11 protein-coding genes are annotated in these 13,895 nt (G+C 66.6%); 6 read left to right on the forward strand and 5 right to left on the reverse strand.

Annotated elements, in window-relative coordinates:
- Positions 1–109 precede the first annotated feature (109 nt).
- The 3 genes from nrdD to BLW02_RS05305 all read left to right on the forward strand — a co-directional run bounded on the left by nrdD (position 110) and on the right by BLW02_RS05305 (position 2,011).
- On the forward strand, positions 110–298 hold the full coding sequence (gene nrdD, locus BLW02_RS05295; RefSeq protein ID WP_092697338.1) for an anaerobic ribonucleoside-triphosphate reductase: 189 nt from the start codon (positions 110–112) through the stop codon (positions 296–298).
- Positions 299–335: 37 nt separating this feature from the next.
- Positions 336–1,043, forward strand: a complete 708-nt coding sequence (locus tag BLW02_RS05300; RefSeq protein ID WP_425285645.1) for an anaerobic ribonucleoside-triphosphate reductase activating protein — start codon at positions 336–338, stop codon at positions 1,041–1,043.
- A gap of 221 nt (positions 1,044–1,264) precedes the next feature.
- Positions 1,265–2,011 (forward strand): fibro-slime domain-containing protein, encoded by a 747-nt coding sequence (locus tag BLW02_RS05305; protein ID WP_159433768.1) that lies wholly within the window; start codon positions 1,265–1,267, stop codon positions 2,009–2,011.
- 124 nt (positions 2,012–2,135) lie between these two features.
- On the opposite strand, the gene recQ is transcribed toward BLW02_RS05305, so the two are convergent.
- Positions 2,136–3,992 carry a DNA helicase RecQ gene (gene recQ, locus BLW02_RS05310; RefSeq protein ID WP_092697413.1) on the reverse strand — a complete coding sequence of 619 codons (1,857 nt, stop codon included), beginning with the start codon at positions 3,990–3,992 and terminating at the stop codon, positions 2,136–2,138.
- Between the two features lie 774 nt (positions 3,993–4,766).
- On the opposite strand from recQ, the gene BLW02_RS05315 reads away from it, so the two are divergent.
- The 3 genes from BLW02_RS05315 (at position 4,767) to BLW02_RS05325 (ending at position 7,815) form a co-directional block, all read left to right on the forward strand.
- A complete protein-coding gene (locus BLW02_RS05315; protein WP_092697414.1) occupies positions 4,767–5,783 on the forward strand; it encodes a TRAP transporter substrate-binding protein in 1,017 nt (338 codons plus the stop codon).
- 140 nt (positions 5,784–5,923) lie between these two features.
- Entirely contained in the window at positions 5,924–6,532 is a 609-nt protein-coding gene (locus BLW02_RS05320; protein WP_060985978.1) for a TRAP transporter small permease, read from the forward strand.
- Positions 6,533–6,534: 2 nt separating this feature from the next.
- The gene (locus BLW02_RS05325) at positions 6,535–7,815 is read left to right on the forward strand and encodes a TRAP transporter large permease (protein WP_092697340.1); all 1,281 of its coding nucleotides are present in this window, start codon (positions 6,535–6,537) and stop codon (positions 7,813–7,815) included.
- A gap of 189 nt (positions 7,816–8,004) precedes the next feature.
- Here BLW02_RS05325 and dld read toward each other — a convergent pair whose 3' ends face one another.
- The 4 genes from dld to BLW02_RS05345 all read right to left on the reverse strand — a co-directional run bounded on the left by dld (position 8,005) and on the right by BLW02_RS05345 (position 13,854).
- Complete coding sequence (gene dld, locus BLW02_RS05330) at positions 8,005–9,762, reverse strand: D-lactate dehydrogenase (protein ID WP_092697341.1); 1,758 nt, start codon at positions 9,760–9,762, stop codon at positions 8,005–8,007.
- On the reverse strand, positions 9,759–11,357 hold the full coding sequence (locus tag BLW02_RS05335; RefSeq protein WP_092697342.1) for an aldehyde dehydrogenase (NADP(+)): 1,599 nt from the start codon (positions 11,355–11,357) through the stop codon (positions 9,759–9,761). Before BLW02_RS05335 ends, dld begins: the two co-directional genes overlap by 4 nt.
- A 227-nt stretch (positions 11,358–11,584) precedes the next feature.
- Positions 11,585–12,628, reverse strand: a complete 1,044-nt coding sequence (locus tag BLW02_RS05340; RefSeq protein WP_244273620.1) for a tripartite tricarboxylate transporter substrate binding protein — start codon at positions 12,626–12,628, stop codon at positions 11,585–11,587.
- An 89-nt stretch (positions 12,629–12,717) separates the two neighbouring features.
- Positions 12,718–13,854: an iron-containing alcohol dehydrogenase gene (locus BLW02_RS05345; RefSeq protein WP_092697344.1), complete on the reverse strand. Its 1,137-nt coding sequence runs from the start codon at positions 13,852–13,854 to the stop codon at positions 12,718–12,720.
- Positions 13,855–13,895: the final 41 nt, after the last annotated feature.

The following is a 13,895-nucleotide window of genomic DNA, read 5'->3' on the forward strand; positions in this document are numbered from 1 at the left end:
TTCATCAGCGGAGCGAGGCGGACCCAGGTGCCGCCCTTGCACCGTTGCCCCGGGGCGGCGCAGCATCCACTGCGGCACGCTCTTTTTCAACCCCCAGGAGCACCTACCCATGAACCACTTTTCTTCCACCGAACACGCCGCCATCGCTGACATCCAGCTCACCGACGCCGAGCGCCAGCCCTGCGAGGTCTGGACCCGCGTCATGGGCTACCATCGCCCCGTTGCCAGCTTCAACGTGGGCAAGCAGGGCGAGCACCAGGAGCGCCAGTTTTTCGCTGAATCGGCCTGTGGCCGCTGAGCCGCAAACCCACCGCCTGCCAGGCAGCGCGACCGGCATCCCCGTGCCGCTCGCGGCCAATGGCGGGCCGGCCTTGCGCGTGGGCGGCCTCACGCCCCTCACCACCATCGACTTCCCCGGCCGGCTCGCGGCGGTGGTGTATTGCCAGGGCTGCCCCTGGCGCTGCGGTTATTGCCACAACCCCGAACTGCTCGACGCCACGGCGCCCGCGGCCGTGCCGTGGCCGCAGGTGCGGGCGTTTCTGGACACCCGCCGGGGCTTGCTCGATGGCGTGGTTTTTTCCGGGGGCGAGCCGACCCTGCAGGCCGCATTGCCCGCCGCGCTGGCCGAGGTGCGTGCCATGGGCTTTCAAACCGCGCTGCACACGGGCGGCATGTACCCCGAGCGCCTCGCGTCCTTGCTGCCGCTGCTCGACTGGGTGGGGCTTGACATCAAGGGGCCGCTGAACGCCAGCGGTGCCTTCGACGCCATCACCCGCACCCCTGGCAGTGGCGCCAGAACGCTTGATGCCTTGCGCCTGCTGCTGGCCAGCGGCGTGGCCTGCGAGTGCCGCACCACGTGGCACGCAGGGCTGTTTGGCGTGGAGGCATTGCTGGAGCTGGCCGACACCCTGGCCAGTGAAGGCGTGGCGCATTGGGCGCTGCAGGAATGCCGCGCGCCGGGGGCAGCGGCCTGGGGGTTGACGGCGCAGCAGACCGCGCGGCTGGGTGAGCGGTTTGCATCGTTTGCTGTGCGACGGGGGTGACGGAGGAAGGCGTTGTGTTCTTGCCGGCGGCTACAGCGGCCCACGAACCTGCGGCGCGCTGATGCCCGACGCCTGGCGCCGCCAGCGCACTCCATCGTGGCGTCGAAAAATCTTACAAATAGGCGGGCGACAATAAATAAACTCAATGAAATCAAAGGCCTGCGTGGATGGCACAGAAACTGCATTGGTTGCAGCACACAGCATTCCAACGAGATTTCCCCATGAAACGCTACCTTGCCGCCATGTTTGCCACCTTCTCCTGCGTGACGGCATTCGCCGGCGCGATCACGCTGACCGGCACGGTGCGTGACTTCAACGCGGATGGCATCAACTTTGAAGGCGCTGGCGGTGCGGGCCCCGGTTATGTCAATTCCACCCTGAGCGGCGCATCCCCCACGCTGACGGCCCTGGGTAGCAGCGTCATCAGCAACAGCGGTGCGGGCGCCTTCAGCAACTGGTACACCAACACCGCCAACAGCATGGCGTATTCCCTCACGCTGAACGAGACCTCTGCGGGCAGTGGCATCTACCAGTACACCAACACCAACTTCTACCCCATCGATGGCGCCTTGCTGGGCAACCAGGGCAGGGCGCACAACTACCACTTCACGTATGCCATCGCCTCGACCTTCAGCTATGTCCAGGGCGCTGGCCAGACCTTCTCGTTCACGGGCGACGACGATGTCTGGGTGTTTTTCGACAAGCAGCTGGGCATTGATCTGGGCGGCGTGCATGGTGCGCAAAGTCAAACCGTGAACCTGGACACGCTGATGGCCGGCAAGGGCTCGGGCGACTACAGCTTTGATTTCTTTTTTGCCGAGCGGCACACCACCCAGTCCAATCTGCTCATCACGACATCGCTGGTGTTGCGGGAGCCGCCCAACAACGTGCCAGAGCCTGGCTCCCTGGCATTGATCGGCCTGTCCCTGGTGGGCCTGGCGGCAGCCCGCCGCCGCAAAACGGCCTGATTTTTTGCCAATCAACAACGGCGGCGCCTTGGGGCGCCGTTGTTGTTTTCAGGGGTGCTGGAGGGGGGTTATGAGGTAGCCCGCCATGGCCGCTGCATGCGCGGCGGCCGTGGGGTTCAGCCCCTTACTGCCCGCAGACCCGCAGCACCTCGGCCCCATACGCCTCCAGCTTCTTCGCACCCATGCCGCTGATGCCCTGCAGGCCTTCCAGCGTGGCCGGGTGGCGTTCGGCAATCGCCGCCAGCGTGGCGTCGTGAAAGATCACATAGGCCGGCAGGTTGTGCTCGCGCGCCACCTCGGCGCGCCAGGCCTTGAGGTTGATGAAGCGCGCCTGCGCATCGGGCCCCAGGTTGGCGGCAGCGGCGGGCGGTGCCGTGCTGCGGCGCGTGCGTTTGGAGGAGGCGGACGACACCGATTCGCGCAGCTGCACCGGTACCTCGCCCTTGAGCACCGCACGCGAGCCCTCGGTGAGGCACAGGGTGTCAAAGCTGTGGCCGCTGTCCAGCATCACCTTTTGCAGGCCCACGGCACCGGTGGCGATCAGCTGGCGCAGCACGCCGCGCAGCTGCGGCTCGGTCAGGTCGGCGCCAATGCCGAAGGTGGAGACTTTTTCGTGCCCGAACTGCGCCACTTTCTCGGTCTTCTTGCCCCGCAGCACATCCATGATGTGCCCGGTGCCAAAGCTGATGCCGCTGGCCTGGTTAACGCGGTAAATGGTGGACAGCAGCTTGCGCGCCGCATCGGTCGCATCCCACACAGCGGGCGGGTTCAGGCAGTTGTCGCAATTGCCGCAGGGCGTGGACTGCTCGCCAAAGTAGCCCAGCAGCCGCACACGCCGGCAGTCGGTGGCCTCGGCCAGCGCCAGCAGCGCATCGAGCTTGCCGCGCATCACCTGCTTGAACTCCTCGCCCGCGGGGCTCTCGTCGATCATGCGGCGCTGGTTCACCACGTCCTGCAGCCCATAGGCCATCCAGGCATCGGCGTTCAGGCCATCGCGGCCCGCGCGGCCCGTCTCCTGGTAGTAGCCCTCGATGTTCTTGGGCATGTCCACATGCGCCACAAAGCGCACGTCGGGCTTGTCGATGCCCATGCCGAACGCGATGGTGGCCACCATCACGATGCCTTCCTCGCGCAGAAAGCGGTCTTGGTGGCGCTGGCGCACCTTGGTGTCCAGCCCCGCGTGGTAGGGCAGGGCGGTGATGCCCGCGTTGCTCAGCGTGGCGGCCAGCTCCTCCACGCGCTTGCGCGACTGGCAATACACCACCCCCGCCTCGCCCGCATGTTCGCGCTCGATGAAGCGCAGCAGCTGCGTGGTGGCGTCCTTCTTCTCGACAATCGTGTAGCGGATATTGGGCCGGTCGAAGCTGCTCACAAAGTGCTGCGCACCTTCCAGTTGCAGCCGCTCCACGATGTCGGCCCGCGTCAGCGCATCGGCCGTGGCTGTGAGCGCAATGCGCGGCACGCCCGCATAGCGCTGGTGCAGCACCGTGAGCGCCCGGTATTCGGGGCGAAAGTCGTGGCCCCACTGGCTCACGCAATGCGCCTCGTCAATCGCAAACAGCGACAGGTGCCCACCTTCGTACAGGCTGTCGAGCAGCCCCAGAAAGCGCGGCGTGTTCAGCCGCTCGGGCGCGGCATACAGCAGCGTGATGTCGCCCGTCTGCAGGCGCAGCTCCACCTCCTGCGCCTCGTCAAAACTCAGTGTGGAGTTGAGAAACGCGGCCGAAACCCCCGCCTCGTGCAGCGCCCCCACCTGGTCGTGCATCAGCGCGATCAGCGGGGAGACCACGATGGTCACCCCGCGCCCCTGCTGCTGGCGCACGATGGCCGGCACCTGGTAGCACAGGCTCTTGCCGCCGCCCGTGGGCATGAGCACCAGCGCATCGCCGCCTGCGATCACATGCTCGACGATGTCCTGCTGCGGGCCGCGAAACTGCTCGTAGCCAAAAACGCCCTGCAAAACCGAATGGGCAGGGGACAGCGCGGGTGACAGGCGAGAGGACAAACGGATACTCTGAAATTGATAGCTGGTAGCGCTTTTCTATCAAGCGCTAGAGGCCAATTTAACTTAAATTTTCGCGGCAGGGCTGCTGGCGGGCGAAGGGGCTTATTGTGCGCTGGCACGTGTAGTGCATGTAATTTCCCGTTCACCGCCGCGCCCCTGCTGCGGGCGCACGATGGCCAGCACCGGTAGCACCGCGATTTGCCGCCGCCCGTGGGCATGAGCACCAGCGCGTCGCCCCTGGCGATCACATCGCTCGACGATGGCCTGCTGCGGGCCGCGCCCCTGCTCGCAGCCAAAGACGTCCTGCAGGACGGCGTGGGCGGGGACACAACTCGAATACTCTTATATTGATAGCGTTTGGCGCATATGGAACAAGCGCTACGGGCCGATATGGCTTGAAATTTCGCACAACCGGCCAGCCAAAACCGCCTTGCGAGGGGGCTCCATGGCGCGCTCCGCTGTGCCGACCCCTACGCCTGCGCAATGGCTCGGTAACCCGCGCGCACCACCGGGCACCGGCGCCTGCACGACTGCCACAAGTGTGTTTTTGGTATTGCCTGCGGCTATATCCATATCCCCAGCTTTCAGTTCATTTCGCAAATTGCGGCCACTAGACTTGACTTGCGCAAATATCGGCCGTCACGGCACGGCCCCCCACGGGCCGGCGCAACTGTCCGGCGGTGGGCGCATTCGCACACGCGGATGCCGGCCCTCAGCTGCTGAACCATCAGAACAATGAAGGAGACTGTCTTGAAAAAAATCGCTTCGCTGCGCCGCCTCGCCGTAGCCCTGCTCGTCTCGGGCGTGTCGCTGCACGCGGCCGCCCAGGCCTTTGCCGACCGCACGATCCGCGTGGGCCACCAGGCCCAGCCCGATGCTCCCATCTCGCAAGCCGCACGCAAGTTCGCCGAACTGGTGGCCGAAAAGAGCGGTGGCCGCCTGAAGATCAAGGAATTCCCCGCCTCGCAGCTGGGCAACGAAGCCCAGCAGCTGGGCGCGCTGCGCGGCGGCACGCAGGAGCTCTTCATTCCTACCACCACTTCGCTCGCGCCCGTGATCAAGGAATTCGGCCTGCTGGACTTCCCCTTCCTTGTCTCCACGACGGCACAGGCCGAAGCGCTGCTCGACGGACCGGCCGGTGCCGCGCTGCTGGAGCGGTTGCCCGCCAAGGGCCTCATCGGCCTGGGGTACTGGGAGAACGGTTTTCGCAACGTCACCAACAGCGCACGGCCCATCCAGAAGCCAGAGGATTTCTCAGGGCTCAAGCTGCGGGTGATCCCCAACCCCGTGTTCATCGAAGCCTTCAAGGCCCTAGGCGCCAACCCGACGCCGCTGGCCTTCGGCGAGCTGTACGGCGCGCTCGAATCGCGGGCCGTGGACGGCCAGGAGAACCCCTACGTGCTGATCGACACCTCGAAGTTCTATGAGGTGCAGAAGTTCGCCAGCAACACCAACCACGTCTACAGCCCGCTGATCGTGCTGGCCGGCAAGCCTTTCTGGGACAAGCTCTCCGACAGCGAACGGCAGATCCTGCAGGCCGCCTTCAAAGAGGCGCAGGCTTACCAGCGCGCGCTCAGCCGCCAGGCGACCACCTCGGCGATGGCGGAAGTGAAGGCCAAGGGCATGAAGATCAACGACGTAAGCCCCGCCGAGTTGCAGCGCATGGAGGCCGTGGTGCGCCCCGTCACCGACAAGTTCGCCGCCACGTACGACCCGGCGATCACGCGCGGCTTCTTCGCCGAACTGCAGAAGATCAAGCAGAAATAACCAACAGGCATGCCCGGTCGCGGCGTGCAAGCGCGCTTCGGCCGGTCTGTGCGCGTGCACGGATGTGCGCACTGGCCGGTGGCTTCGGCCTTTCTTAAAAACCATAACAACACAGCGACCTTCGCTCAGGGGACGATCTCGTGCGAAAAATCATCGACATCTATTGCGGCATCTTCGAATTCCTGATCGCGCTCATGCTGGCGCTGATGGTGATCCTGGTCTTCGGCAACGTGGTGCTGCGCTACGGCTTCAACTCCGGCATCGCGATCTCCGAAGAAGTGGCCCGCTGGCTCTTCATCTGGATCACCTTCCTGGGCGCCGTGGTGGCCCTGCGAGAACGGGCGCACCTGGGCGTGGACATGCTGGTGTCGCGGCTCCCCGTGGCGGGCAAAAAGCTCTGCCTGGCGGCCAGCTACGCCTGCATGCTCTACATCCTGTGGCTGTTGTATGAAGGCAGTCTGGCGCAGGTGCGCATCAACTGGGACACCGAAGCGCCCGTCACAGGCGCCTCCATGGCCATCGTGTATGCCGCCGGGGCGGTCTTCGCCGTGTGTGCTGCCCTCATCTTGCTGACGGATGGCGTCCGGCTGCTGACAGGCCGGATGTCGGTGGACGAGCTGGTGGCCATCCAGGAGTCCGAAGAAGCCGGTGCCCTGGCCCAGGCGCTCGGTCCGCACGGGTCGCTAGGCGCGCTCGGCACCTCTCCCGCCGCCCCCGCTGGTGGCTCCCAACACTCCACACGTTCCTGATCATGATCATCGCGGTTTTTCTTGTGTCGCTGCTGCTGGCGATGGCCATCGGCATGCCTATTTCCTTCGCGTTGTTGGCCAGCGGCGTGGCCCTCATGTGGCAGTTGGACCTGTTCGATGCGCAGATCCTCATCCAGAACCTGATCGGCGGCGCCGACAGTTTTCCGCTGCTGGCCGTGCCTTTCTTCATGCTGGCCGGCGAAATCATGAATGTGGGCGGGCTGTCCAAACGCATCGTCAACCTGGCGCTGTCGCTGGTCGGCCACGTGCGCGGCGGCCTGGGCTACGTGACCATCATGGCCGGTTGTCTGCTGTCCGCGCTGTCCGGTTCGGCCGTGGCTGACGCGGCGGCGCTCACGGCACTGCTGCTCCCCATGATGGTGAAGGCCGGGCACGACAAGGCCCAGGCTGGCGGCCTGATTGCAGCCACAGGCGTCATCGGCCCGGTCATCCCGCCGAGCATCGGGCTCGTCATCTTCGGCGTAGCGGCCAACGTGTCCATCTCCAAGCTGTTCATGGCGGCCATCGTGCCGGGCCTGCTGATCGGCGGTGCTTTGTGGGTGACCTGGGCCTGGCTGGTGCGGCGTGAAAAGATCCTGCCGCCGCCGCGCAAGTCCATGCGCGAAGTCCTGGCCGCTGCGCGCGAGGCCAGCTGGGCGCTGCTGCTGCCGATCATCATCCTCGTCGGCCTGCGCATGGGCGTGTTCACGCCGACGGAAGCCGCCGTGGTGGCCGCAGTCTATGCCTTCGTGGTGGCGACCTTCGTGTACCGCGAACTCACGCTGCGCCAGCTCTACCGCGTCTTTGTGGGTGCTGCCAAGACCAGCGCCATCGTGATGTTCCTGATCGCCGCCGCCATGGTGAGCGCCTGGCTCATCACCGTGGCCGACCTGCCCTCCAAGGTGGTGGGCCTGCTGGAGCCCTTCATGGGCAACAAGATTCTGCTGATGACCGCCATCATGGTGCTGGTGATGGTCGTCGGCACGGCGATGGACATGACGCCCACCATCCTGATCCTCACGCCCATCCTGATGCCGGTGGTCAACGCGGCGGGCATCGATCCGGTGTATTTCGGCGTGATGTTCATCATCAACAACTCCATCGGCCTGATCACGCCGCCCGTGGGCGTGGTGCTGAACGTGGTGGCCGGCGTGGGCAAGATGCGTATGGACGATGTCACGCGCGGCGTGATGCCCTTCATGCTGGCCGAGTTCGCGGTCATGTTCCTGATGATCTTCTTCCCGATCCTGGTCACGGGGCCTGCGCGCTGGTTCCATGGGTGACGGCTGACGCCGGGCCCACGAGCCTGCGCCGGTCGACGGGAGCGCTGCGGCGCCCCGGGCTCACGGCCTGAAGACTCGCAAGAGGTCTTCAGGCCGTTTCTTCTTGGCTGGCGTTCGGGTCGGAACGGGCGCGGGCCGGACGCAAAAAAAGGGCCGGACCGCCAGGGCCCGGCCCGAAGGACCGCGGTATCACCGGCCGGGCGGCTCGCGATGCTCGTCGCAGCAAACCGCCCGCCAGCGATGCCGCGTCGAGGTCTGGCCGATGCCGGGATTGAAGGTGTTGGTCGGGTCCAGGCTGCGGTAGAAGCCCTCGAGCACCGGGCCTGCGCGGTAGATGTGACCGACGTTGTGTTCGGCCGGGTACTTCGCGCCGCGCGCGTCCAGAAGCGCCAGCACGCGCTCCTTGAACTGCGCGCAGTCCACGCCCTTCTTCACCAGGTATTCCTGGTGCATCACGTGGCAGAAGAAATGTCCGCAGTACATGGGCTGCTCGACCTGCGCGGCCAGCTCCGGCGGCAGGATCTCGAACCAGTCCAGCGCATTGCGCGGCAGCGCGATGTCCAGCGCCACCACGTCTTCCACCGTGTCGGCATGCACCGCCCGGTAGCGGTTGGTGGCGTTGCCGACGGCAAAGCGGTTCAGGAAGGCCGCGCCGGCCTCCTCCTCATTGCATTCGAAGAAGCCTGCCTCCGGGCGTTCGGCAATGAAGGTCTGCAGATAGGCACGCGTTTCCTCGATGCCCGCGTCGCTTACCTTCAAGAGCAGGTGGTGCGCGTAGCGGTCGCGAAAAGCGTTCATGCGCGCAGGCAGGTGTTCGGGCATCCCGTTGGCGAGCCGCTGCAGCAGGCGGTCGGCCAGGTTCCGCCCCAGCCCGCAGCGCTCGGCGAACGCGTCGAAACGGCTCTTGAGCGCGAAGGCCAGCGGCACGCGCGCGGTGCCCAGTTTGCGGATGTAGACGAACAGGTCCTTGCCGTAGGTGCGGCTCAGATCGTAGGCCGAGCGGTGCATGTACTCGGCCGCCACGGGCAGGGAAGCGAAGCGGGCCAGCATGTGGCGGCGCAGGTCCGCGAGGTCGCGCGGCTGGTTGGTGCCGATGTAGAACACGCGGGTGTCCGTATCCGCCGCGAAGGTGTCCAGGCGCAGCGCGAAGACGGCGATCTTGCCGGCGGAGCCCGAGGCCTCGTAGAGGCGGCGCGGGTCGGCGTTGTAGCGTGCTGGCTCGCTGGAATCGATGTCGCGCACATGCTGCGAGTACTCGCGGTCAGAGGCCATGCGGCCGGGTTCGGCCGGCAGGTCGTCGCGCGCGAAACGGCCACTGTCCAGGTTGGCGAGGATCTGCTCGGGATTGTCACCGAGTGCTATGCCCAGGTGGTTGACGAGCCGCAGTTGGCCGTCCTCGTCGATGCAAGCGAAGAGCGAGAACTGCGTGAAGGCAGGACCACGCCGGATGAGCGAGCCCCCGGAGTTGTTGCAGATGCCGCCTGTCACCGAGGCGCCGATGCAACTCGACCCGATCACGGAATGCGGCTCGCGGCCCAGCGGCTTGAGCCTGCGTTCGAGCTGTTCGAGCGTGACGCCGGGCTGGGCCAGCACCTGCTCGCCGCGCTGCAGCAGGTCCAGCTGCTTGAGCCGCAGCATGTTGATGAGCACTACCGGGCGGTCGTAGCCGCCCTCCATCGGTGTGGAGCCGCCCGTGAGGCCTGTGTTGGCGGCCTGGCAGAGGATGACGGTGCCGGCGGCGTGGCAGGCCTTCAGCGTGTGCCACAGCTGCGTCAGGCTGCCGGGGCGCACCACGGCCAGCACGTCGCCGCCGCCGTAGCGAAAGCCGCTGCGGTAGCGGCGCGTGGACGCATCGCCCGTCAGCACATGGCCGCCGCCGACGATCTCCTTGAGTCGGGCCAGCAGGTCGGAGGGTGCGAGGGCGGCTGCCGGTGGCATGGCCGTCATGCGCGGACGGGCGCGCCGTCGACCAGCCGCCAGAGGCCCAGCGGGTTGGCCTGCTGCAGCGCCTCGGGCAGCAGGGCGTCGGGCAGGTCCTGGTAGCACACGGGTCGCAGGAAGCGGTCAATGGCACTGGCGCCCACCGAGGTGAACATCGCGTTGGAAGTCGACGGATACGGCCCACCGTGCACCATGGCATGGCACACCTCCACGCCCGTCGGGAAGCCGTTGACCAGCAACCGGCCGGCCCTGCGCTCCAGCACCGGCAGCAGGCGGCGGGCCAGCGGATGGTCCGCGTCCTCAAGATGCAGGGTGGCGGTGAGCTGGCCTTCCAGCTGCTCGGCAGCGGCGATCAGCTCATCCGCGTCCTTCGCTCTCACCACCAGCGATGCGGGGCCGAAAACCTCGGACGACAGCGCAGGCTGCTCCATCAAGGTACGGGCGTCGGTGATGAACAGCGCGGCCTGCGCGGCGTTGTGTAAGGTGCTCGCAGTCTGGCCCTCGGCCACCCGCTGCACGCCTGGCGTGGCGGCCATCGTCTCCACGCCACTGCGGTAGGCGCCATGGATGCCAGCGGTCAGCATGGTCTGCGCGCTCTTGCGTTCCAGGGCCTCAGCCGCGGATTGCACGAATCGGTCCAGATCCGGCCCGTCGATGCCCAGCACCAGGCCGGGGTTGGTGCAGAACTGGCCGGCGCCCATGACGAGTGAGTCGGCAAAAGCCTGTCCGATGGCGTCAGCGCGCTGCGCCAGTGCGGCGGGCAGCAGAAAGACCGGGTTGATGGCGCTCATCTCGGCATAGACGGGAATCGGCTCGGGCCGGCGGTTGGCGATGGCCACCAGGGCCAGGCCGCCTTGGCGCGAGCCGGTAAAGCCCACGGCCTTGATGGCGGGATGGGCCACCAGCGCCTCGCCGATGCTGCGGCCGGCGCCGATCAGCAGCGAGAACACGCCTTCGGGCAGGCCCTGCTCGCGCACCGCGTTCTGGATGGCGCGGCCCACCAGCTCGGACGTGCCCAGGTGGGCGCCGTGCGCCTTCACCACCACGGGCGCACCGGCGGCGAGGGCCGAGGCCGTATCGCCCCCGGCCACCGAGAACGCGAGCGGGAAGTTGCTGGCGCCGAACACCGCCACGGGGCCGAGCGGCACCTTGGCAAGCCGCAGGTCCGCGCGCGGCATTGGCTGGCGCTGCGGCTGGGCGGGGTCGATGGTGGCGTGCAGGAAATGGCCGTCGCGCACCACGCTGGCGAACAGACGCAGTTGGCCGACGGTGCGGCCGCGCTCACCCGTCAGGCGCGCCAGCGGCAGGCCGGTTTCGGCATGGGCGCGCTCCAGCAGGGCGTCGCCTAGCGCCATGATGTTGTCGGCGATGGCCTCCAGGAAGGCCGCACGGCGTGCCAGCGGCAGCGCGCGGTATTCGTCGAACGCTGCCGCGGCCAGGCGGGCGGCGCGGTCCACATCGCCGGGGGTGCCGAAGCCGAAATGCGGCTCGGCGATCTCGGTATTCGTGGCGGGGTTGAAGGCACGCTGGCCTCCGTCGGTGCCGGCGACCGCGTCGGCGCCGATCAGCATCTTGCCTGTGAGGGGGGTGATTAAGGTCATGGCGGGTTCGTGATGGAAGGAGGACAACGGAAAAGGCAATGGGCAGGCCGGGGTGCATCGCAGGCCGCCCGGTGGCGAGCGCGTGGGCAGCGCCACATGTCCGCTTCGGGCAGTTGCGCGCCATCGATAGGGCTTGCCTCACGCGGAACGACGTGCCGCCTGGGCCCTCGGGCCGTGCCAGGCGGCATCGTCTGTGCGGCAACGGGTCTTACGGTGCGTTCCGCATGTCAACCGAGCTTCATGTTCAGCTTTGCGATGAGGCTCTTGAAGTAGGTGCTGTCGCTGCTCCACTGTGCCCCGAAGACGCGGTCATCGGCATAGGCATAGCCCAGATTGAGCTTCTGGAGCGTTGCCAGGAAGGCGGGATCCTGCGCGGTCTTCGCCGCCATGTCCCGCAGCGTCTGCAGGACTTCGGGAGGGGTGTCCTTGGGCGCGGCCAGGCCCCGCCAAACGCCCAGCACCAGATCGACGCCCCGCTCCCGGAATGTCGGCACCTCGGCAAACGCGGGAATGCGTTTTTCAGCCATGACGGCGAGCAACCGCAGCTTGCCCGCTGCCACGTAGGTTCCCACTTCGGCCGGGCTGACCGCCACTGCGTCGATATGCCCACCCATGAGCGCCAGGACGGCAGGGGCTGCTCCCTGGTAAGGCACTTGATTGAAGCGTACCTGTGCCTTGTCCTCGAGTGCAGAGGCCGTGAGGTTCCAGATCGAGCCCGGGCCAGCGTTTCCAACACGCATCTCCCCGGGCGATTTCTTCGCGGCAGTGAGAAATTCCTCAATGGTCTTCCATGGCGAATCTGCGCGGACGGTAATGGCGGAGGGGTCGTAGTTCAGCCGTGCGATCGGCACCAGGCGGTCATGCGTGAACCGGGCGATCCCCAGACTGTTCAGGAAGGTCAGCTCGACTGTCACCAACGCGATCTTGTAGCCATCGGGCCGCGCGTTGATGACTTCCATCGTGCCGATGGACGTGCTCGCGCCTGGCTTGTTCACCGCAATGATGCTCTTGCGGAAATACTTGCGCGATACGTCAGCGAAGGATCGAGCCACGGCGTCTGTGCCACCGCCCGCAGCGTAGGGCACGATGAGCTCGACACTCCGGTCGGGGTAGTCCCGATCGGAAGCGCGCGCAGACGAGCCGATGGAGAGCATGCTCGCGTAAGCGCCAATATAGGCAAAGGTGCGGCGACGGGTCAGAGATGCGGGGATGGGCTGCATGTCATTCGATCTATGAGCGGCGTGGCGAAACCCACTGGTCAGGTTCACCATGGCCTGTCTGAAAATTGGAAATGTCTGGCGGATGACCGAGAGGCGCGGCGGTTCGAAGGCTTCTTCGAAGCACGGCCGGGCGCTGCGGCCTACATCGCCGCTTCGACCAGGCGCGCGTAATCGTCGGCGCTGGCTTCGCGCGGATTGGTCTTGTGGCTGTGGTCAGCCAGCGCGCCGGTGACGATGCGCGGCGTCAGGTCGGCCGTCACGCCCATCGCGCCCAGGCCGGCCGGGAGCCGGAGCCTGCGGGACATGTCCTGGATCGCGTCCTCCACCGACGCATGCGCCGGCAGGCCCATGGCCTGCGCCAGGCGGTCGATCTTCTCGTCGCGCACCACCGTCTCCGCCGCGCGGTTGAAGCGCACCACCGCCGGCAGCAGCACCGCATTGAGGGTGCCGTGGTGCAGGCGCGGGTCGATACCGCCCAGCGAATGGCTCAGGCTGTGCACACAGCCCAGGCCTTTCTGAAAGGCCAGCGCACCCTGCAGCGACGCGCTCATCATGTTGGTGCGGGCCTCGATGTCGCTTGGCTCGTGGAAGGCGGTTTCGATGTTCTTCCAGGCGCGGCGCAGGCCGTCCAGGGCGATGCCTTCGGCGGGCGGGTTGAAGCTGGGCGCGAGGAAGGTCTCGATACAGTGCGCCACGGCGTCCATGCCGGTGGCGGCCGTCAGGCCCGGTGGCAGGCCCACGGTCAGCGTCGGGTCGCACAGCGCCACCTTGGGGATGACGTAGGGCGAGATGATGCCCACCTTGCGGCCATCGTCCAGGATGATGATCGCGCCGCGCCCGACCTCGCTGCCCGTGCCTGCCGTAGTGGGAATGGCCACCACCGGCACCGTGGCCGCCGTGATGCGGGCAAGCCCGCCCTCGATCAGCGCGAACTGGCGCAGCGGCCCCGGATGGCGGGCCGACACGGCCACGGCCTTGGCGAGGTCGATGGACGAGCCGCCACCCACGGCGATGATGCCGTCGCAGCCTGCTTCATGGAAGCTTGCCACCCCTTCGCGCGCCGCCGCCTCGGTGGGGTTGGAGGGCGTGCCGTCAAACACGTGAAAGTGCGGCAGGTCGTTCACGGCAAGGATGCGCTCGATCAACCCCGCCGCAACCACGCCCTTGTCGGTGATGAAGAGCGGTTTTTTGAAGCCGAGTGTCTGGCACACCTGTGCCAGCTCAGCGGCACTGTCCGCGCCGAAGCGGATTTCCGTCACGTAGTTGATCATCGCCATCGTTTATCTCCTGATATCAAGAATTTTCATATTCATCCGTC

This window comes from Acidovorax soli (assembly GCF_900107605.1).
GTDB lineage: Bacteria > Pseudomonadota > Gammaproteobacteria > Burkholderiales > Burkholderiaceae_C > Acidovorax > Acidovorax soli.